Source organism: Saccharopolyspora hirsuta (assembly GCF_008630535.1).
In the GTDB taxonomy this organism is placed as follows: Bacteria; Actinomycetota; Actinomycetes; order Mycobacteriales; family Pseudonocardiaceae; genus Saccharopolyspora; species Saccharopolyspora hirsuta.
Map to the genome: position 1 here is coordinate 113959 of NZ_VWPH01000005.1, position 19887 is coordinate 133845.

18 protein-coding genes and 1 pseudogene are annotated in these 19887 nt (G+C 72.7%); 8 read left to right on the top strand and 11 right to left on the bottom strand.

What is annotated here, in order from left to right:
* The first annotated feature begins 236 nt into the window (after nucleotides 1–236).
* Nucleotides 237–1223: a malate dehydrogenase gene (locus F1721_RS11370; RefSeq protein WP_150066590.1), complete on the top strand. Its 987-nt coding sequence runs from the start codon at nucleotides 237–239 to the stop codon at nucleotides 1221–1223.
* 55 nt (nucleotides 1224–1278) lie between these two features.
* Here F1721_RS11370 and sph read toward each other — a convergent pair whose 3' ends face one another.
* A complete protein-coding gene (sph, locus tag F1721_RS11375; RefSeq protein ID WP_211840428.1) occupies nucleotides 1279–2223 on the bottom strand; it encodes a sphingomyelin phosphodiesterase in 945 nt (314 codons plus the stop codon).
* Nucleotides 2224–2330: 107 nt separating this feature from the next.
* Here sph and F1721_RS11380 point away from each other — a divergent pair, with 107 nt between their 5' ends.
* Nucleotides 2331–2870, top strand: a complete 540-nt coding sequence (locus tag F1721_RS11380; RefSeq protein ID WP_150066591.1) for a GNAT family N-acetyltransferase — start codon at nucleotides 2331–2333, stop codon at nucleotides 2868–2870.
* A 6-nt stretch (nucleotides 2871–2876) separates the two neighbouring features.
* Here F1721_RS11380 and F1721_RS11385 read toward each other — a convergent pair whose 3' ends face one another.
* The 3 genes from F1721_RS11385 to F1721_RS11395 form a co-directional block, all read right to left on the bottom strand.
* Entirely contained in the window at nucleotides 2877–3269 is a 393-nt protein-coding gene (locus F1721_RS11385) for a VOC family protein (RefSeq protein ID WP_150066592.1), read from the bottom strand.
* A gap of 28 nt (nucleotides 3270–3297) precedes the next feature.
* A complete protein-coding gene (locus F1721_RS11390; RefSeq protein ID WP_150066593.1) occupies nucleotides 3298–3756 on the bottom strand; it encodes a GNAT family N-acetyltransferase in 459 nt (152 codons plus the stop codon).
* Nucleotides 3757–3927: 171 nt separating this feature from the next.
* Nucleotides 3928–5205: an amidohydrolase family protein gene (locus tag F1721_RS11395; protein WP_170301455.1), complete on the bottom strand. Its 1278-nt coding sequence runs from the start codon at nucleotides 5203–5205 to the stop codon at nucleotides 3928–3930.
* Nucleotides 5206–5320: 115 nt separating this feature from the next.
* Between F1721_RS11395 and F1721_RS11400 the strand changes: the two genes are divergently transcribed.
* On the top strand, nucleotides 5321–5731 hold the full coding sequence (locus F1721_RS11400; RefSeq protein WP_211840429.1) for a RidA family protein: 411 nt from the start codon (nucleotides 5321–5323) through the stop codon (nucleotides 5729–5731).
* 38 nt (nucleotides 5732–5769) lie between these two features.
* On the opposite strand, the gene F1721_RS11405 is transcribed toward F1721_RS11400, so the two are convergent.
* The gene (locus F1721_RS11405; RefSeq protein ID WP_150066595.1) at nucleotides 5770–6168 is read right to left on the bottom strand and encodes a hypothetical protein; all 399 of its coding nucleotides are present in this window, start codon (nucleotides 6166–6168) and stop codon (nucleotides 5770–5772) included.
* Between the two features lie 209 nt (nucleotides 6169–6377).
* Here F1721_RS11405 and F1721_RS11410 point away from each other — a divergent pair, with 209 nt between their 5' ends.
* Entirely contained in the window at nucleotides 6378–7199 is an 822-nt protein-coding gene (locus F1721_RS11410) for a pentapeptide repeat-containing protein (RefSeq protein ID WP_150066596.1), read from the top strand.
* On the opposite strand, the pseudogene F1721_RS11415 reads toward F1721_RS11410, so the two are convergent.
* Nucleotides 7200–8670 (bottom strand): annotated as a pseudogene (locus tag F1721_RS11415) (MFS transporter).
* A 114-nt stretch (nucleotides 8671–8784) separates the two neighbouring features.
* On the opposite strand from F1721_RS11415, the gene F1721_RS11420 reads away from it, so the two are divergent.
* Nucleotides 8785–11883 (top strand): UvrD-helicase domain-containing protein, encoded by a 3099-nt coding sequence (locus F1721_RS11420; RefSeq protein ID WP_150066597.1) that lies wholly within the window; start codon nucleotides 8785–8787, stop codon nucleotides 11881–11883.
* Between the two features lie 119 nt (nucleotides 11884–12002).
* Here F1721_RS11420 and F1721_RS11425 read toward each other — a convergent pair whose 3' ends face one another.
* Entirely contained in the window at nucleotides 12003–13052 is a 1050-nt protein-coding gene (locus tag F1721_RS11425) for an exonuclease domain-containing protein (RefSeq protein WP_150066598.1), read from the bottom strand.
* Nucleotides 13053–13208: 156 nt separating this feature from the next.
* Between F1721_RS11425 and F1721_RS11430 the strand changes: the two genes are divergently transcribed.
* Both F1721_RS11430 and F1721_RS11435 read left to right on the top strand, forming a co-directional pair.
* Nucleotides 13209–13952 (top strand): SDR family oxidoreductase, encoded by a 744-nt coding sequence (locus F1721_RS11430; RefSeq protein ID WP_150066599.1) that lies wholly within the window; start codon nucleotides 13209–13211, stop codon nucleotides 13950–13952.
* 39 nt (nucleotides 13953–13991) lie between these two features.
* Complete coding sequence (locus tag F1721_RS11435; RefSeq protein ID WP_211840431.1) at nucleotides 13992–15143, top strand: glycosyltransferase family 9 protein; 1152 nt, start codon at nucleotides 13992–13994, stop codon at nucleotides 15141–15143.
* 6 nt (nucleotides 15144–15149) lie between these two features.
* Here the strand turns inward: F1721_RS11435 and F1721_RS11440 are convergent, their stop codons facing one another.
* The 3 genes from F1721_RS11440 to F1721_RS11450 all read right to left on the bottom strand — a co-directional run bounded on the left by F1721_RS11440 (nucleotide 15150) and on the right by F1721_RS11450 (nucleotide 17812).
* Nucleotides 15150–15839, bottom strand: a complete 690-nt coding sequence (locus F1721_RS11440; protein WP_150066601.1) for a GNAT family N-acetyltransferase — start codon at nucleotides 15837–15839, stop codon at nucleotides 15150–15152.
* Between the two features lie 151 nt (nucleotides 15840–15990).
* Nucleotides 15991–16758: a glucose 1-dehydrogenase gene (locus F1721_RS11445; protein ID WP_150066602.1), complete on the bottom strand. Its 768-nt coding sequence runs from the start codon at nucleotides 16756–16758 to the stop codon at nucleotides 15991–15993.
* A 31-nt stretch (nucleotides 16759–16789) separates the two neighbouring features.
* On the bottom strand, nucleotides 16790–17812 hold the full coding sequence (locus F1721_RS11450; RefSeq protein ID WP_150066603.1) for a zinc-dependent alcohol dehydrogenase family protein: 1023 nt from the start codon (nucleotides 17810–17812) through the stop codon (nucleotides 16790–16792).
* 122 nt (nucleotides 17813–17934) lie between these two features.
* Between F1721_RS11450 and F1721_RS11455 the strand changes: the two genes are divergently transcribed.
* Nucleotides 17935–18816 (top strand): helix-turn-helix transcriptional regulator, encoded by an 882-nt coding sequence (locus tag F1721_RS11455; protein WP_150066604.1) that lies wholly within the window; start codon nucleotides 17935–17937, stop codon nucleotides 18814–18816.
* Here F1721_RS11455 and F1721_RS11460 read toward each other — a convergent pair.
* Nucleotides 18813–19847, bottom strand: coding sequence for an AraC family transcriptional regulator (locus tag F1721_RS11460; RefSeq protein WP_150066605.1), 1035 nt, complete (start codon nucleotides 19845–19847; stop codon nucleotides 18813–18815). The genes F1721_RS11455 and F1721_RS11460 overlap by 4 nt on opposite strands.
* Between the last annotated feature and the right edge of the window lie 40 nt (nucleotides 19848–19887).

Consider the following 19887-nt stretch of genomic DNA (forward strand, 5'->3'; position numbering starts at 1 on the left):
GACCTGCCGGGCCGCGGTGGCGGCCCGCCGGTTGTGACCGCACGCCCCGGTCGAACTCATCGCACCGCGCTCAACCCCTTCCGTGGTGCACCACCCCGGCTGTGGTGATCCCCCGGGAGGCTGAATCGGTCCCGCGGCCGGTCCACTGTGATCCGTGGCGGGCCCGCCGCAGCGCTTCGGCGCTGGGGATAGCATCCGGCTAGGCAATCACCCGGCGAGCAGGAGAACGAAACCTCATGACCAAAGCTCCCGTCACCGTGACCGTCACCGGTGCGGCCGGTCAGATCGGCTACGCGTTGCTGTTCCGGATCGCTTCCGGTCAGCTCATCGGGCCCGACACCCCGATCAAGCTCCGCTTGCTGGAGATCCCGCAGGCGGTCAAGGCGGCCGAGGGCACTGCGATGGAGCTCGACGACTGCGCCTTCCCGCTGCTGCAGAGCATCGACATCACCGACGACGCGCGCACCGCCTTCGACGGCACCAACGTCGCGCTGCTGGTCGGCGCCCGCCCCCGCACCAAGGGCATGGAGCGCGGTGACCTGCTGGAGGCCAACGGCGGCATCTTCAAGCCGCAGGGCGAGGCCATCAACGCCGGTGCTGCCGAGGACGTGCGCGTGCTGGTGGTCGGCAACCCCGCCAACACCAACGCCCTGATCGCCCAGGCCCACGCCCCGGACGTGCCCGCCGAGCGGTTCACCGCCATGACCCGCCTGGACCACAACCGGGCCCTGACCCAGCTGGCGCAGAAGCTGGGCGTGTCGGTCACCGAGATCAAGAAGCTGACCATCTGGGGCAACCACTCCGCCACCCAGTACCCGGACCTGTTCCACGCCGAGGTCGGCGGCAAGATCGCCGCCGAGCAGGTCGAGCAGTCCTGGCTGGCCGACGAGTTCATCCCCACCGTCGCCAAGCGCGGCGCGGCCATCATCGAGGCCCGCGGCGCCTCCTCGGCGGCCTCGGCCGCCAACGCCGCCATCGACCACGTGCACACCTGGGTCAACGGCACCCCCGAGGGTGACTGGACCTCCGCCGCAGTGGTCTCCGACGGCTCCTACGGCGTGCCGGAGGGCCTGATCTCCTCGTTCCCGGTCACCGCCCGCGACGGCAAGTTCGAGATCGTGCAGGGCCTGGAGATCGACGAGTTCTCCCGCGCCCGCATCGACGCCTCGGTCAACGAGCTGGTCGAGGAGCGCGATGCGGTCCGCAAGCTCGGCCTGATCTGAGCCAGACCGCTCGGGGCCGCACCTCCTGCAGCGAGGTGCGGCCCCGAGGTGCTTCCTAGGCCGGGTTGGCGAACACCGGGTAGTGGTCGGAGAAGTCGGTGTAGGTGTAGGTCTGGCCCCACGAGGTCACCGACCACTCCGGCGAGTGCACCGCGCGGGTCTCGGCGACCCACCGCTGCGCACCGTGCCCGGTCAGCGGCAGCACGTGGTCGAGCTGCTGGCCCGGCCAGCCCGGCGCCTGGTGGGCCGCGACCGAGTTGGTCGCCGGGTCGTAGGAGAAGGGGTGCCCGGTGGCCGCCGGTGCGGTCGCGCCCAGGGTGGCCAGCGCCGCGGTGAACTCCTCGGCGGTGGCGTCGATGTTGAGGTCCCCGGCCACGACCACCGCCTCGTCGGCGGGAATCGCCCGGTCCTGGACGAACTTCGCGATCTCGGCCAGCTGACCGGCCCGCACGCCCGGCGCCCGGTCCCCGCAGGCCGGGTCGTCGGCCTGCAGGTGGGTGCCGATCACGTGCACCGGCCCGCTGGGCGAGTCGACGCGGGCGTAGGCGAAGCCCTTGTTGGAGGCCGCGTCCGCGCCGCACCCCGGCGGGAAGACGTACTGGACCCGCTCGGCCACCGGCCAGCGGCTGAGCACCGCCACGCCACCGTCCTCGGGCCGGGTGTCCGAATAGGACCCCAGCGTGGCGTCCCACCCGTCCCGGGAGCGCCCCAGCACCGGGGTCTGGTGCGGGTAGTCCCCGGCGAGGTTGGCCAGCAGGCGCTGCGAGGCCTCGTTGTCGAAGGCCTCCTGCACCACCACGACGTCCTGGCCCTTCAGCACCCCTTCGGAGGCCAGCAGGTCGGCCCGTTCCAGCTGCCCCCAGTTCGGGTACAGCGAGCGCGGCAGCATGAACACGTTGTAGCTGGCGATCCGGGGCCCGTCCGCGTCGGCCGCGACCGACGGGGCGGCCACGCCGCTCAACGCCACCAGCAAAGACGTGAAAGCGATTCGTATCTTCACGGTGGATCATCATGCCCACCCCGCAGCACCCTCCTCCACCACCTGGCGGAGAACGGCCGGGATCAATTCGGTTGCCACCGCTCGGGCCCGGCCAGCAGCATCAGCCCATGAACCGTCCTGCCGAGCAGATCCCCCTGGAAACCGCGGTGCTGCGGCGCTGGCGCAGCACCGACCTGGCCGAGCTGCACCGCGTGGTCACCGAAGCCCTGCCCCACCTGCGCCCGTGGCTGCCGTGGGCGGCCGGGGACTACACCCTGGAATCAGCCGCGCAGTTCCTCCAGCAGTGCCAGGACAACTGGCACACCGGGAAGGCCTTCGCCTACGCCATCACCGTCGACGGCGCCATCGTCGGCTGCATCGCGCTGGAGCGCCGGATCGGCCCCACCGGCCTGGAGATCGGCTACTGGCTGCACCCCGGCCACACCGGCCGCGGCCTGGTCACCACCAGCACCGCCGCCCTGGCCGACCGAGCGCTGGCCCTGCCCGGCATCGACCACGTCGAGATCTGGCACGACGCGGCCAACACCGCCAGCCAGGCCGTCCCACAACGCCTCGGCTTCACCTGCGTCGACCGCCGCAGCCCGCCCCGCGAACCCGCCAGGCCCGGCGAAGCCGGCATCGAGGTCGTCTGGCGGCTGACCCGCTGACCGCGCTCAAGGCGCGGCCGGGCGATCACCCATCCGCGAGGGCTGCAGCAGCGAGAGCACGTTGCCGTCGGGATCGGTGAACGACGTCGCCCGGCCCCACGGCATCTCCTGCACATCCCCGGCCTGCACCCCCGCCGCGCGCAGCTCGGCGACATCGGCGTCCACGTCGTCGGTGTGGAACTGCAGGTGCACCGGACCGCTGAGCTCCAAGCCGCCCACCGGGAAGTCCACCAGCACCACCCCGGACGGCGACCCGGGCGGGGCCACCATCAGGAACCGGCCGTGCGGCCCGGCCACGTCCACCACCAGCTCGAAACCGAGCACGTCGAGGTAGAAGTCCCGGGACTTGGCCTGATCGCTGACCGGAACGGACACGAACTGCAGACGAGAGATGCGCATGACGACACCGTAGGCCGAATGCGCGCACCTACAATTCGAACGCCAGGTGCGGCCGCGACCAGGTGATCTCGCCCTCCGGCGGCACCACGCCGACCCGCCGGGCACCCATCGCCAGGTAGAAGCCCTCCGACGGCGGGTGCGAGACCACGTGCAACCGCCGCAACCCCCGTGCGCGGGCCTGCTCGCAGGCATCGCTGATCAGCAACCGCCCCAGCCCGCGCCCCTGCGCCGCGCCGTCGACGAACATGAAGTCGACCTCGCCCTCACCGTCGGCGCCGCACCCCGGGACGATCACGGTGTGGAAGCCCAGCGGCGGCCCGTCACCGTCGCGCGCCACCCGCACCAGGTGCGCCGCGAGGTAGTCGGCATCGATCCCCAGCTCGGCCACCATCACCCGGTAGCGCCCGTCGTAGGCGCTGCTGGTGCGCACGATCCGCGTCAGCTCCGCGCAGTCGCCGATCGTGGCGTCCTCCACCCGCGTCGTCATGACCACCAGTCAACACCACCCCCACGACAGCGGGCGTTGGCCGTTCCGACGCCACGAACAGGTCACCACACCGACTCGATGGCCTCCTCCAGCGCCAGGATGCGGTGCGGTCCCGCGAGGTGGCGGGTGATGTAGCCGCGCGACAACGACACCCACGCCGCCACAGTGGGTCTAAAGCCAGGTCCGGGCGCGGTCGCCACCGGCCCGCCGCCACACCCGCTCCGCCGCGTCCTGCACCGCGTCGACCTCGACCAGCGGCGTCCCGCCGCGGCGGTGCACCGCGGTGCCGCCGATCATCGTCTCGATCACGTCGGCGCCGGTCGCGGCGAAGGCGATCACCTCGCGCACCGTCGACAGCGGTCCCTCCAGCACCGGCCGCAGGCCGGGCCGCTCCAGGTCGAGCACCACCAGGTCGGCGCGCTTGCCGACCTCCACGCTGCCGCGCTCGGACTCGCAGCCCAGCACCCGCGCACCGCCGAGGGTGGCCAGCTCGATCACCTCACCCCCGCGCAACGCACCCGGCCCGCCGACCGCGCGACTGAGCAGCGCGGCGGCGGTCAGCTCGCGCAGCACGTCCTCACCGCCCGCCCACGCCGCACCGTCGGTGCCCAGGCCGACCCGCACCCCGGCCTCGCGCAACGCCGCCAGCGGCGCGATGCCGTCACCGAGAAGCGCCTCCGAGGACGGTGTGACCACCACCGGGACGTCGTGGGCGGCCAGCAGCTCGACGTCCTCGTCCTCCACCGCCGTGCAGTGCACCGCGTAGAGGTGCTCCAGCAGCCCCATCTCCCGGTAGTGCGCCACCGGTGTGCGGCCGGTGCGGGCGCGCATGTGCTCGTGGCGCTCGCGGGTCTCGCTGACGTGCGCGTGCACGCGTACCCCGAGCTCACCGGCCCAGGCCGCCAGCTCTCGCAGCGCCTCGTCGGTGTTGGCCGGGTCGTTCTCGTTGAGCCCGGCGAGCATCACCTCGGCGCCGGTGTCGCGCACCCGCGCCAGGACCTCGCGCCAGCCGGGCTCGCCCGGATGCACCGCGACCACGCAGGGAAACCCGAGTTCGGCGGCCTGCCGGGCGGCGACTTCAGGGGCGAGGTACTCGTGCAGGCAGCCGCAGGTCGCACCCGAGCTCATCGTCTCGGCCAGCGCCAGCCGGGCGCCGAGCTGCAGCGCCTCGCGGTCGGCGCGCAACGCCTCGTAGAGCCGCCCGACCAGCGGGCTTCGGTCGTTGTCGTCGATGGTGATCGAGGCCAGCGCGGTGCGCAGCAGCGCCGGGGTCGGGTGCAGGTGGGCGTTGGCCAGCCCGGGCAGCACCGCCCGGGTGGGCCGCACCGGCCTCCGGGTGCTGCGGTCGATGTGCGTGATGCGGCCGTTCGCCACAGCGATGTCGCCGACGAACGGATCATCACCGGCTCGGCCGCTGATCACCCACACGTCCCGCAGCACCCGTTCCACAACCAGTCCTCTCCATCGACTGACCACTTCAGACTATTGGGACGGGCAACCGGTTTTTCCCACGGCGAACGCGGAATCCCGGAACATCCCGGACGACGGGCGGTAGCGTCGTGGTGTGTCCAGCAAGATCCGCTTGCTTCGCAGCGCAGCACTGTCCGATGTGGCCGAATACGCCTACGGCGCCGTCGTGCCACCCGATTCCCAGCTGGTGTTCGCCGCAGGTGCCTGCCCGCTCGACGAGGACGGGGTCACCGTCGCGGTCGGCGACTACGCGGGCCAGGCCCGCCAGATGATGCACAACCTGGAAACCGCTCTGGCCGAAGCCGGAGCCCGACTGTCCGATGTGGTCAAGACCACCGTCTACGTGGCCAGCAGCTCCCAGCAGGACCTGGTCGCGGCCTGGCAGGTGGTGCGCGACCACTTCGGCGACCACGACCCGCCCAGCACCCTGCTCGGCGTGACGGTCCTGGGCTACCACGACCAGCTCGTCGAGATCGACGCCGTGGCCGCCCTGAGCGCCAGCTGACCCCGCGGTGGTGCGCCGCTCCAGGCGCGCCACCGCCCTCAAGCGCTTGTCGAGCCTGGTGACGACGCATTCCGCAGGGCGGCCAACTGCTGTGCTGCGTTGGCTCGCTCGGCCCGCAAGCGTTCGGCGGAGTCGGCCCGCACCTTTCTCAGCTCCTCGGCCTGCTGCTGGCGCAGCCCGAGGAGCTCGGTGCGCTGACGGCGCACCTCGGCGCGCGCCTGCTCGGCCGCGCGTTCGAGGTCGGCACGCTGGGCCTGCGCCGCGCGCACCGCGTCCACCGCCCACTGCTGTCCGGCCTCGGCGACCTGCCGGTGGGCTTGCTCCTGTGCCGCACGGATCTCCGCAGCCGCGTCCGACTTGGCCCGCTCGATGGCCGTGCGCGCCGCGGCGATGGCGATCTCGGCTTCGCGGCGGGCGGTTTCGGCGTCCTTGTCCACGGCCTCGCCCCGTTCTCTGCGGGCGCGCTCGGCGCACGATGCGGTGCACGGCCTGGAGGCCGCACCGGGACCAGTGATCGTAGCCAATCCGCCCCGCCCGGGGCGCATGTTGCGGATCGATCGCCCCGAACAGGGCCCAGCACCTCGCCGCACATCCGGCTCGGGGACAATCGGGGGCAACCCGCACGCCCACCTGGAGCACATCCGCGTTGTCCCGCCAGAACCCCACCCCGGCCGATCTCGGGCTGCACGCCGACTGCGGCAGCTGCTTCGGGCTGTGCTGCGTGGCCCTGCCCTTCTCCGCCTCGGCGGGTTTCGCCGTCGACAAGGACGCCGGGACGCCGTGCACCAACCTGCTGGCCGACTTCTCCTGCGGCATCCACGCCCAGCTGCGGGAGAAGGGCTTCTCCGGGTGCACGGTCTTCGACTGCTTCGGCGCCGGGCAGAAGGTCTCCCAGCTGACCTTCGGCGGCCGCGACTGGAGGCAGGAGCCCCAGCGCTCCGGGCGGATGTTCAGCGCCTTCGCCGTGATGCGCCAGCTGCACGAACTGCTGTGGTACCTGGCCGACGCGCTCACCCGCCCCGCCGCCGGTCCGGTGCACGCCGACCTGCGCCGGGCGCTGCGGGACACCGACGAGCTCACCCGCGGTGACGCCGATCAGGTGGCCGCCATCGATGTCGCCGCCGTGCGCCAGGACGTCAACACCTTGCTGGTGCGCACCAGCGAACTGGTCCGCGCCGAGGTCGGCGGCCGCACCGAGAACCACCGCGGCGCCGACCTCATCGGCGCCTCGATGCGCGGCGCTCGGCTGCGGGGCGCGACCCTGCGCGGGGCGCTGCTGATCGCCGCCGACCTGCGCGGGGCGGATCTGCGCTCGGCCGATGTCATCGGCGCCGACTTCCGCGACACCGACCTGCGCGGAGCCGACCTCACCGACGTGCTGTTCCTCACCCAGGCCCAGGTCAACGCCGCCAAGGGCGACGGGACCACGACGATCCCGGCCGGGTTGGACCGCCCCGCGCACTGGTGATCAGCCGTTGTCCGGCCGCAGCAGCGTGATCGCGACGAGGCCCAAACCGGCCAGCACCACCGCGCCGATGATCCCCACGACGTTGATCCCGCTGGTGAAGGCCTGCTGGGCGGCCTCGAGCACACCGGCCGGGTGCTGCTCGGCCAGCGCCCCGGCGAGGGTCTCCCCGGCAGATGCCGGTGCCCCCGACATCTGCGCCTGGTAGATGGCCGTGACGATCGTGCCCATCACCGCCACGCCGAGTCCGACGCCGAGCTCACCGCTGGTCTCCGACAGCGCCGCGGCCGCCCCGGTGCGCTCCGGCGGGGCGCTGCCCACGACCAGGTCGGTGGTCAGCACGCCCATCGGGCTCAACCCGGCGCTGACCAGCGCGGTGGCCAGAACCGCCGCGAGCACCGAGCTGCCGTCGAGGACGGTGAACAGCGCGAATCCCGCCACCGAGAGCACCGCACCGGCCGCGATCGTCCGGGCCGGGCCCCACCGCCGCGCCACCAGCGGCGCCAGCAGCGAAACACCGGCCGAAGCCACGGCCACCACCGTCAGCCCCATCCCGGTCCGCAGCGGCGAGAGCCCGGCCACGCCCTGCAGGAACTGCGGCACGAGGTAGAACACGCCGTTGGTCACCAGCAGCCCCATCAGCAGCAGCACCAGCGCCGTGCTGAAGGTCCGGTTGTTGAACAGCCGCACGTCCACCAGAGGGTCGGCCAGGCACCGCTGACGGCGCACGAAGACGATCCCGATGACCGCCCCGGCGCCCAGCGCCACCAGCGGCACGAGCCCGGGACCGCGGTGGGCGATCTCCTTGAACCCGTAGATCACCGGCACGATCGTCAGCAGCGACAGCAGCACGCTGACCGGGTCCAGCCGACCCGCCTCGCGCGGCCGGTGCTCGGGCAGCAGCCACGGCCCGAGCAGCAGCACCAGCGCCATCACCGGCACGGCCAGCAGGAACACCGAGCCCCACCAGAAGGCCTCCAACAGGATCCCGCCGATGAGCGGGCCGATCGCCACACCCGCGGTGAACGTCGTCATCCACACCGCGATCGCCACCGACCGCTGGGCGGGATCGGTGAACATGGTGCGGATCAGCGCCAGCGTGGAGGGCATCAGGGTCGCCCCGGTGATCCCCAGCAGCGCGCGGGCGGCGATGAGCAGCTCGGCGCTGGGGGGCGAACGCGGCCAGCGCCGAGGCCGCCGCGAAGGCCGCCGAGCCGATCAGCAGCAGTCGGCGGCGGCCGATCCGGTCGCCCAGGGTGCCCATCGTGACCAGGAAACCGGCGATGAGGAACCCGTAGGCGTCCATGATCCACAGCGCCTGGGTGCTGGTCGGGCGCAGGTCGGCGGTCAGGTGCGGCGCGGCGAGGTAGAGCACGCTGACGTCCATGGCCAGCACCAGCAGCGGCAGCGCGAGCACGGCCAGCCCGGCCCACTCCCGCGCACCGGCGCGTCTTGTCGTCACGTCGAGAGCCATGCGCCGATGCTCGAACTTCGACCTATCTCGAAGTCAAGGTGGAATATCCGCACCGGCCGCGACGTTCGGACACCCCCGGCGCGGCGCCGAGCGGGTGGCTGGCAAGATCGCCGGGTGCGCTTCTACGCCGATCTGCACATCCACTCGAAGTACTCCCGCGCCTGCAGCAAGGACTGCGACATCGAGCACCTGACCTGGTGGGCGCGCCGCAAGGGCATCACCCTGGTCGGCACCGGCGACGTCACGCACCCCGCCTGGTTCGCCCACCTGCGCGAGGTCCTCGAACCCGCCGAGCCCGGCCTGTTCCGGCTGCGCGAGGAGCTGGACCGGGAGATGACCCGCAGCCAGCCCGCCAACTGCGAGGGCCCGGTGCGGTTCATGCTCTCGGTGGAGATCTCGACGATCTACAAGTACGGCGAGCGCACCCGCAAGGTCCACCACCTGTGCTACCTGCCCGACTTCGCCGCCGCCGAGGAGTTCAACCGGCGGCTGGGCCGCATCGGCAACCTCGGCTCCGACGGCCGCCCGATCCTGGGCCTGGACTCCCGCGACCTGCTGGAGATCACCCTGGAATCCGGCGACGGCGCCTACCTGGTGCCCGCCCACATCTGGACCCCCTGGTTCGCGGTGCTGGGCTCCAAGGCCGGTTTCGACGCCATCGAGGACTGCTACCGCGACCTGGCCGACCACATCTTCGCCCTGGAGACCGGGTTGTCCTCCGACCCGGAGATGAACTGGCGGATCTCCGCGCTGGACAAGTACACCCTGGTCAGCCACTCCGACGCGCACTCCCCGCCGATGCTGGGCCGCGAGGCCAGCGTCTTCGACACCGACCTGGACTACTTCGCGGTCAAGCGCGCGCTGGAGACCGGCGACGGCTTCGCCGGCACCGTCGAGTTCTTCCCCGAGGAGGGCAAGTACCACCTCGACGGGCACCGCAAGTGCCAGGTGCGGCTGGAACCCGGCGACACCCGCGCGCACGGCGGCACCTGCCCCAGCTGCGGCAAGCCGCTCACCGTCGGCGTGCTGCACCGCGTCGACGCCCTGGCCGACCGCCCCGAGGGGATCCGCCCGCCCGGGGCGGCGGACTTCCGCAACCTCATCCCGCTGCCGGAGATCGTCGGTGAGATCCTCGGCGTGGGCCCCAAGAGCAAGAAGGTCTTCGGGCGCATCAGCGACCTGACCGCCGCCCACGGCCCGGAACTGGCGATCCTGGAGGACGTCCCGCTCGACGAACTGCGCCGCACCGACGCCGCGGTGGCCGAAGCCGTCGAGCGGCTGCGCGGTGGGCAGGTGCTGCGCGACCCCGGCTACGACGGCGAGTACGGCACGATCCGGCTCTTCCAGCCCGCCGAGCTCGCCCGCCTGCGCAGCGGCGACACCCCGGCGTTATTCGACGACGCGCTGTTCACCCCGCAACCGGAACCCCTGGCCGCGCCCGCACCAGCCCCGGCGGCGCCCGCTCCGGCAACACCGGAACCCGAACCACCGGCCGCGACCGGTGACGGCGTGCTGGCCGGTCTGGACCCCGACCAGCGGGCCGCCGCGGCGATCCCCGGTGGGCCGCTGCTGATCGTGGCCGGGCCCGGCACCGGCAAGACCCGCACCGTCACCCACCGGTTGGCGCACCTGGTGCTGGAGCGCGACGTCGACCCCGCCTCGTGCCTGGCCATCACCTTCACCCGCCGCGCCGCCCAGGAGATGACCGAACGCCTGGAGCAGCTCATCGGCGAGGCCGCCCAGCGCATGACCGTGGCCACCTTCCACTCCTTCGGCCTGCAGGTCCTGCGCGAACAGCACGAGCACCTCGGGCTCGGCGCCGACTTCGGCCTGGCCGACGCCGCCCGCCAGCACCAGATCCTCACCACCCTCACCGGCGACGAGCGCAGCGCCCGCCAGGCCGCCCCGCGGCTGTCGCTGGCCCGCCGCACCGCGACCGAGGACCCGCTGCTCGCGGACTACCTGGCCGCACTGCGCGAGGCCGACCTGGTCGACTTCGACGACCTGGTCGCGCTGACCGTCGAGCTGCTCACCAGCCGCCCCGACCTCGCCGAGCACTACCAGCAGCGCTACCGGTGGATCACCGTCGACGAGTACCAGGACGTCGACGAGCTGCAGTACCGGCTGCTGCGGCTGATCGCCCCGGCCGGGGCCAACCTGACCGCCATCGGCGACCCCGACCAGGCGATCTACTCCTTCCGCAGCGCCGACGTCGGGTTCTTCCTGCGCTTCGAGCAGGACTACGCCGGAGCCCCGGTGCTGGCCCTGACCCGCAACTACCGCAGCGGCGCGCACATCCTCGACGGCGCCCTGCGCGCCATCGCACCGTCCACACTGGTCACCGACCGCGCGCTGCAGGCCGCCGCGCCGCGCCAGGCCCACCGCATCGTCAGCCACCAGGCCAGCGACGAACGCGCCGAAGCGGCCTTCGTGGCCCGCACCATCGACCAGCTCATCGGCGGCGCGTCGTTCCACTCGCTGGACAGCGGCCGCGTCACCGGCGACGGGCCCGGCGGGATCGGGTTCAACGACATCGCCGTGCTCTACCGCACCGACGCCCAGTCCCACGCGATCCTCGACGAGCTGACCCGCTGCGGCCTGCCCGCGCAGAAGCGCTCCCACGACCGCCTCTCCGCCCGCCCGGGCGTGGACCTGCTGGTGCGCGAGCTCCAGCACGTCGCCGACCGCTCGGGCCCGGTCACCGAGCAGCTGCGCCTGGCCGCCAAGAGTGTCGCCGACCTCGTCCCCGACGAGCAGCGCCCCGACATCCACACGGCCGTGGAGCTGCTCGGGCCGCTGGCGCAGCGCTGCGGCCAGGACGTGCCGCGGTTCTGCCGGGAGGTGCTGCTGGGTGCCGAGGTCGACACCCTCGACCCGCGCGCCGAGGCGATCTCGCTGCTGACCCTGCACGCCGCCAAGGGCCTGGAGTTCCCGGTGGTGTTCCTCGTGGGCTGCGAGAACGGCCTGCTCCCGCTGCGCTGGCCCGGCACCGAACCCACCGAGGCCGACCTCGCCGAGGAGCGCCGCCTGTTCTTCGTCGGCATGACCCGCGCCCAGGACCACCTCTACCTGACCCGCGCGGCCCGCCGGACCCTCCGCGGCAGCATCCAGGAGCGCGCCCGCTCACCGTTCCTGAACCCCCTCGGCGAGGTCGTGACCGAAGCCGAAACCCCCGCCCGCCGCCCGCGACCGGCCCAGCTCTCCCTGCTGTGACAGCGGAAACCACCGAACGAGGGGGCTTCCCGAACCGGTAGCAGGCTCTCACCTGCGCGACCTGAGCCGACGGCACACGGCGCTGGCCGACGTCGATGCCGGTCGACGCGGTGCCCTGGTCAGGCGCCAGCCGCGAGGTTCTTGGCGAGGGCTCTGGCTTCGGCGACGTTGCCGTGCTCGAGCAGGTCCAGCAGGATCCGGCACTGGGACGACTCCGGGCACTGGGTGCGGTGGTCCACGGCGTAGAAGGCCGTCACGTGCGCGGTCCGGGAATCCGCGCCAGCGGGCAGGTGCACCGAACGGCAGAACGTGGTGGGGTTGGCCGCGATCCAGTTCTCCAGTTCGCGGCTGAGGCGTTCTTCGAGCCGGGGCCAGCACCCCGTCTGGCCGGGCGTGCGCGGAGCGGGCACCGCGCGCGGCGCTTTCAGCGGCCAGCCCTCGGCGTTGGCGCGCACGTCGGCCGCCCGGCGGTGCAGCTGGTCGACCTCGGCCGGGTCGTCGGCGCGGCGCGCCAAGCGCTCCAGGTGGTCGGCGAAGGCGTGCTGGTCCGCCCGGTGCCAGGCGATCTGGTCGCGGTGCAGCTCCGCCAGCGGCCTGGTGCCGATCTTGGCCGGGTAGGCCTTGGCCAGCCGCCACGCCAGGCGGGCGCAGGCCAGGGCGTCGCTGGCGGAGTCGTGCGCGGCGTCGAGGCGCACGCGGTAGTGGGTGCACAGATCGCCGAGGGTGCGCTTTCCCCTGCGGTAGCGGTCCAGGTGCTTGTCCAGGCAGCGCGGGTCGACCACCGGCCCGGCCAGCTCCAGGTCGCGGCCGTGGTGGCGGCGCAGCTCGGCGTCCAGCAGCGACAGGTCGAACGGGGCGTTGAACACGCACAGCGGGGTGGACTCGCACCACGGCCCGGCCAGCGCCCCGGCGACTTCGGCGACCACCTCGGCGGCGTCGCGGCCGTGCTCGCGGGCGTGCTCGGTGGTGATGCCGTGGACCTCGGCGGCACCGTCGGGGATCTCGACACCGGGATCGGCCAGCCACGTGCGCACGTCCGGGGCCCGCCCGGGCACGATGGAGATCACGGTGGCGGTGACGATCCGGTCGTGGGCGGTGTCGGTGCCGGTGGTCTCCAGGTCGAAGGCCAGCAGCGGTCCGTCGGCCCACGAAGGCGCTGAGTTGATCACACCCGCACCGTATCGGGGGCATCCGACGCCCGGACCGGCCCGGGCCCGCGCGAGAACCGGGCATCGGTTGCCACAACGCCGAAAGCGCCCTGTTGCCCGAGGTGGCGGCGGTCTCCTCGACCGAGCCCGGCGCACCCGGCGTGGCATGATCCGGCGATGCGTCCCATCACGATCATCACCGGCGGCAGCCGGGGCATCGGTGCGGCCACCGCGCGGTGGCTGGCCCGCGCCGGGCACGACCTCGTGCTCGGCTACCGCGGCAACCGCGACGGCGCCGAGCAGGTCGCCGCTGAGGCCACCGCGCACGGGGGCCGCTGCCTGCCGGTGCGCGCCGACGTCGGCCAGGAGTCCGACGTGGACCGGTTGTTCGCCGCGGCCGCCGAGCTGGGGACGATCACCGGGCTGGTCAACAACGCCGGGCTGACCGCGCACATCGCCGACCTGGCCGACACCCCGGTGGCGGCGATCCGGCAGGTCATCGACGTCAACTTCCTCGGCACCGTGCTGTGCGCGCGACGCGCGGCGCAGGTGATGTCCACCCGGCGCGGCGGCGCGGGCGGGGCGATCGTCAACATCTCCTCCAGCGCCGCGACGCTGGGGTCCCCGCACGAGTACGTCCACTACGCGGGTGCGAAGGCCGCGGTGGACGCCTTCACCGTCGGACTGGCCAAGGAACTCGCCGAGGACGGGGTGCGGGTCAACGCGGTGGCGCCCGGTCTGGTGCGCACCGACATCCACGCCGGGGCCGGGGTTCCCGAGCGCATCGAGACCGCCGTGTCGCGGGTGCCGGTGGGGCGGGCCGGGGAACCGGAGGAGATCGCCCCGGCCATCGGGTGGCTGCTGGGCCCGGAAGCGACCTACACCAGCGGCGCCGTCCTGCGCGTGGCGGGCGGCTTGTGAGCGCGAAAACCGGTTGCTGCAGCCCCTAGTCTGGGGGCCGTGGGTGAGTCGTTGCTGGTCAACTTCGTCTACTGCCATCCGGTCGGGCACGCCGTGGAGGCGCTGCAGTACGCCCTGGGGTACCGGCGGGCCGATCCGGACCGCCGCATCGGCGTGGTGCTCAACTCCGCGACCGCGGTGCAGCTGACCGACTGGTGCGACGCGATCGACGACGTGTACACAGTGGACATCGACGTGTTCGAGCCCGGCGGTCCCGACGTGCTGGCGCACGTCCCGGCCGAGTGGGACTGGGTGGTCGACGACCCGCGCGGCCACCAGGCCTGGCAGCACCAGTACTTCCCCGGTTTGCAGCACTACTACGAGCTGTCCGCGCAGCACTTCCGCACCACGCGCGGCCACGCGCAGGTCGGTGATCCGCGGCCGTCCTACCAGCGGCGCAACCAGCTCCAGCTGGCGCTGCCGCCGGAGTCCCGGCGGTGGGCGGCCGAGCTGCTGCCCGACCACGACGGTCCCACGATCGCGGTGCTGCCCGGCGGCAGCGCCGAACGCTGGCGCTACCCGTCGCTGGCGTCGTGGCAGCGCATCCTGGAGGCCTTCGCGCAGCGGTGGCCGCAGGTCCGGTTCTGCCTGACCGGCAAGCACGCCGACGACGGCCGCACCAGCACCGGGTTCAGCCGCGCGGAGTTCGAGGCGCTGGCCGAGGTCGCCCCGCACGTGGTGCAGGTGATCGACGTGCCGCTGGAGCGGCAGCTGGCCGCGTTGCAGCGCTGCGACCTGCTGCTGTCCCCGCACACCGGGTTCGCCTTCGCCGCGATGGCCGCGGGCACGCCGTGGCTGACCCTGGCGGGCAACGACTGGGCCGAGTACTACTTCAACCCGGGTGTGCCGTTCCACTCGGTGCTGCCCGACCTGGAGCGCTTCCCCTGCTACCTGCTGCTCGGCAACACCCCCGACCCCGTCGACGACGACGGTCCCCGCGCGCCGAGCATGTCGGCCGCCCGCATCGACGCCGACCTGCCCGAGCTCCTCGACGGCGCGGCCCGGCTGCTGGCGGGCCTGGACTTCGACACCGCGATGCGCGATCACGCCGCCCGTGCGCACGCGCTCTTCGGCGGTCGCCGCGAACTGCTGTACTCGGTGGACGACCTGCTGGCCGACTACCTGCCCGCCGACGCACCCGGCCCGAGGTGAGCGCGGCTACGGCGTGCGGAATCCCCGGAAGGTCACCGGCTTGCGGGTCCGGAAGCCGAGCCGCTCGTAGAGCGCGATGGCTCCGGTGTTGGCCTCGGCCACGTGCAGGAAGGGGCGGTCACCGCGGGCGGTGATGCGCGCGACGAGTGCGCTGATCAGCCGGGCGGCGTGGCCTCGCCCGCGCGCCTCGGGCGCGGTGCACACCGCGCTGATCTCGGTCCACCCCGGCGGCCGCAGCCGTTCACCGGCCATCGCCACCAGCGCGCCGTTGTCCCGGACGCCGAGGTAGGTGCCGAGTTCGCGGGTGCGCGGCCAGAACGGTCCCGGCCGGGTCCGCTCGACGAGGTCGAGCATCTCCGCGGTGCTGTCCGCGCCGAGCTCGACCACGCCGTCGGCGGTGTCGGCGGGCGGGTTCCCGGCCCAGACCATCTGACGTCCGTCGAGGGCGAAGACCGGTTCCCACTCCGGCGGAGGTGTCGCCGGGCTGCTGAACATGTCGGCGAACTCGCCGCGGCCGAGCAGCCGGGCGAGGTCGGCCCACTCCTGCGGCCCCGGATCGGTGGTGACCGCGGAGAACGTCGCCACCCCCGGCAGGTAGGTGGCGACCCGCCCCAGCCGACGGGCGAGGTGCGCGTGGTGACCGCGCAGCGATTCGTCCACCGGGTCGTCGAGCGGGGCGGTGTCGCGGTCGATCATCGTGCTGGGCCTCTCATCTCGTGCCGGGGTCCGAGATGCCATTCTCGGGTTTCGCCGCCGACGCCGTGCATCCCCCTCCTGCGGATCTGGGTCCTGCCGGTGGCCTCTGCGTCGACGCGAATCCCGACTTCGCACGCGTGCTGTGGCCGCGTCAGTGGGCGGTGAAGCCACCGTCGACGGGGAGCGCTGTTGCGGTGACGAAGCTGGCGCCGGGGCTGCACAGCCACAGGACGGCTGCTGCGACCTCGTCGGCTCTGCCCAGTCGGCCGATGGGCTGTTCCCCGATGATCCCGGCCATGGCCTCGGCCTGGTTCTCGACCATGTCGGCGACCATCGGGGTGTCGATGACGCCGGGGCACACGGCGTTGATGCGGATGCCGCGGGGCGCGTACTCGACCGCGGCGCTGCGGGTCAGGCCGATGACGCCGTGCTTGGAGGCGTGGTAGGCCGCGCGCTCGGGCAGTCCGACGAGCCCGCCCAGGGAGGAGCAGTTGACGATGGCGCCGCTGCCCTGCTCTCGCATCGGTCGCAGTTCGTGCTTCATCGCCGCCCAGACGCCGCGCAGGTTGACGGCGTTGACCCGGTCGAAGTTCTCGGCCGTCTCGTCGGCCGCGTCGGTCGGCGGCACCTGGATGCCTGCGTTGTTGAACGCCATGTCCAGGCGGCCGTACTCGGTCACCGCGCGCCGCACCGCCGCTTCCACCTGCTGTTCGTCGGTGACGTCGCAGTCGACACCGATCGCCCGCCGTCCGCGGCTGGTGATCTCCTCGGCTGCGTTGTGGACGGCGTCGCGGTCGAGGTCGACCAGGACCACGGCGGCGCCGGAGTCGGCGAAGGCGCGGGCGGCGGCCAGGCCCATGCCGGAGGCGGCGCCGGTGACCAGGGCCACCTGCCCGGAGAAGTCGTACGTGGGGTTCACGGTGTTCTCCCGTCGAATCGGAATCGGTGGGTCAGGGCTTGAGCAGGGTTTTGATGGCGCGGCGCTCGTCCATCGCCCGGTAGCCCGCTGCGGCCTGGTCGAGTGGGAGGGCGAGGTCGAAGACCTTGCCGGGGTCGATCTCGCGGTCCCAGATGAGCTGGATCAGCTCGGGCAGGAACCGGCGCACGGGAGCGGGGCCGCCGTGCAGGTGCACCCCCGCGAAGAACAGCTCCTCGCCGGGGAGTTCCACGCCGTGGGCCACGCCCACGTATCCCACGTGCCCACCGGCACGGGTGGAGCGGATGGCCTGCATCATCGATTCCTGGGTGCCGACGGCCTCGATCACGCTGTGGGCGCCGTACCCGCCGGTGAGTTCCTTGATCTTGGCCGCGCCCTCGTCGCCGCGCTCTGCGACGATGTCGGTCGCGCCGAACTCGCGGGCGAGCTCCTGCCGCGACTCGTGCCGCGACATCGCGATGATCCGCTCCGCGCCCAGCTGCTTGGCGGCCAGCACAGCGAGCAGGCCGACAGCTCCGTCACCGACCACGGCCACGGTTCTGCCCGGCCCGGCCTCGGCGGCCACGGCGCCGAACCAGCCGGTTCCGAGCACGTCGGAGGCGGCCAGCAGCGAGGGGATCAGGTCGTCGTCCGGCATTCCGGGCGTGGCGACGAGGGTGCCGTCGGCCAGCGGCACCCGCAGGTACTCCGACTGCGCTCCACCGGAGCCGACGAACTCGGCTCGCGCGCACCGCGACTGGTAACCGGCCCGGCAGATCTCGCAGGTGTTGTCCGAGGCGAAGAACGATCCGACGACGAAGTCACCGACCGCGATGCTCGTCACCTCGTCGCCGATCTCGGTGACCACGCCGACGTACTCGTGCCCCGCGGGGGTCGGTTGTGCCACGTCGTTGACGCCGCGGTAGTCCCACAGGTCCGACCCGCACACGCAGGTCGCCGACACGCGGATGATCGCATCCGTCGGCGCGACGATCGCGGGGTTCTCGCGCTCTTCCACCCGGACATCGCCCGGGGCGTACATGACAGCTCCACGCACTTGCAGCATTCCTCACACGCAGATCTCTGGGGTTGCCTCACCACCGTCCGGCACCTCGCGGACGCCTGCCAGGCCCTGTCAGGGACCCCCAGAGCAGACGCGGGCGACCTAGCCTTGAAGGCGTGGAGCTGCAGCAGGAGATCAGGGACTTCCTCATGAGCCGCCGGGCGAGGATCACACCCGAGCAGGCCGGGCTGCCGCACCTCGGAGGCACCCGTCGCGTCCAAGGCCTGCGGCGCGAGGAAGTGGCCATGCTCGCCGGGCTCAGCGTCGAGTACTACACCCGCGTGGAACGCGGCAGGCTCGGCGGCGCGTCCGAGAGCGTCCTCGACGCGATCGCCCGCGCGCTGCAACTCGACGACGACGAGCGCGCCCACCTGTACGACCTGGCGCGCAGCGTCGCGCCCGGCTCACCTCGCAGGCACCCCAAGCGCCCCTCGCCCATCACCGCGTCGGTGCAGCAGGTCCTCGACTCCATGAGCGTTCCCGCCGTCGTGCAGAACGGCCGCCTCGACCTCCTCGCGGCCAACGACCTGGGCAGCGCGCTGTACGCCGACCTGTTCGACTTGGCCGAGCAGCCGCCGAACTTCGCCAGGTACGCCTTCCTCGACCCGCGCGCCGAGGACTTCTACGCCGACATCGACCAGGCGAAGGACCTCATCGTGGCGGTGCTGCGCGCGACCGCCGGACGCGACCCGCTGGACCGGGACGTGACCGGGCTCGTCGGCGAGCTCTCCACCCGCAGCACCGACTTCAGCACCCGCTGGGCCAAGCACGACGTGCACCGGCACTCGCGCGGGCGCAAGGTCATCAACCACCCGGTCGTCGGAACGATGGATCTCGCCTACGACGACTTCGCACTGCCCGGCGACCCGCACGTCTCCATCACCACCTACACCGCGAGTCCCGGCACGTCCAGCGCTGACGGTCTCACCCTGCTGGCGGCCTGGGCCGAAACGCAGAAGCAGCCACAGGCCAGCAACGACGAAGCACGCCGCTCTTAGACGTTCGGACTGCTCGCTCGATCGGACTGGTGCAGGCTGCGGTCGCGAGGCGGTTCCTCAGCTTCGAGACGCCCTGGTTGCTCGCCGGGGGCCGGAGGTGCCGCGCGGGTGCGGCGGTGCTCGCTGGGGGTGATGCCGCGGATGCGTTTGAACGCCGCGCTGAAGCCGAAGGCGTCGGAGTAACCCACGGTGCGGGCGATCTCGGCGATGGTGGCCGTCTCGCGGTCGGCCAGCAGGTCGGCCGCGAGCATCATGCGCCAGCACGTCAGGTAGGTCAGGGGTGGTTCCCCGACCAGGTCGGCGAAGCGCTTCGCCATCGTGGCGCGCGAGACCCCGCACCGGTCGGCCAGCGAGGAGACCGTCCACGGCTCCGCCGGTTCGGCGTGCAGCAGCCGCAGGGCGCGGCCCACCACCGGGTCGCGGTGCGCGGCGTACCACGCGGGCGGCTCGCCGCCGGGCCGGTCGAACCACTCGCGCAGCGAGCACACCAGCATCCAGTCCAGCAGCCGGTCGAGCACGACCTGCTGGCCCGGCGCGTCGATGGCGACCTCGGCGGCCAGCAGGTCCCGCACGGCCCCGGCCGCACCGCCGGATGCCACGCGCAGGACGTCGGGCAGGGCGTCCAGCAGCCGGTGGCCGATCTCGCCCCGCACCGGGTAGGCGCCGACGACCAGCGTCGTCGCCTCGGCCGGGGTACCCGCGCCGCTGTCGTGCCAGCCGAGCCGGTGCAGGGTTCCGCCCTGCTCGGGCGTCGCGCAGTGCTGGCCGCACTCGACCGGCTCGGCCTCGGTGCCGATCTCGTCGACGAAGGAGAACGGTGCGGGGCCCCGCACGATGACGATGTCCCCAGGCGCGAGGTGTTCGGGCGGGCACCCCTCCGGGACGATCCACCCGGATCCCTCCAGCACGGTGCACAGGGTCAGCGGGGCGCCGTCGGTGAAGCGCAACGACCAGGGCGCCGAGAGGGTCGAACTGCCGAACAACGACCCCTGGGCGCGTACACCGCGGAACAGATCAGCGAAGGCGTCCACTCCCGCGAGATTAGACGAACGCACAGGCGATCGAGCTTCT

What these genes read in the sequence shown, in the direction of transcription:
- F1721_RS11370 (WP_150066590.1), top strand. Translation starts at nt 237, where the DNA reads ATGACCAAAGCTCCCGTCACCGTGACCGTCACCGGTGCGGCCGGTCAG.
- F1721_RS11380 (WP_150066591.1), top strand. Translation starts at nt 2,331, where the DNA reads ATGAACCGTCCTGCCGAGCAGATCCCCCTGGAAACCGCGGTGCTGCGG.
- F1721_RS11385 (WP_150066592.1), bottom strand. Translation starts at nt 3,269, where the DNA reads ATGCGCATCTCTCGTCTGCAGTTCGTGTCCGTTCCGGTCAGCGATCAG.
- F1721_RS11390 (WP_150066593.1), bottom strand. Translation starts at nt 3,756, where the DNA reads ATGACGACGCGGGTGGAGGACGCCACGATCGGCGACTGCGCGGAGCTG.
- F1721_RS11430 (WP_150066599.1), top strand. Translation starts at nt 13,209, where the DNA reads ATGCGTCCCATCACGATCATCACCGGCGGCAGCCGGGGCATCGGTGCG.
- F1721_RS11440 (WP_150066601.1), bottom strand. Translation starts at nt 15,839, where the DNA reads ATGATCGACCGCGACACCGCCCCGCTCGACGACCCGGTGGACGAATCG.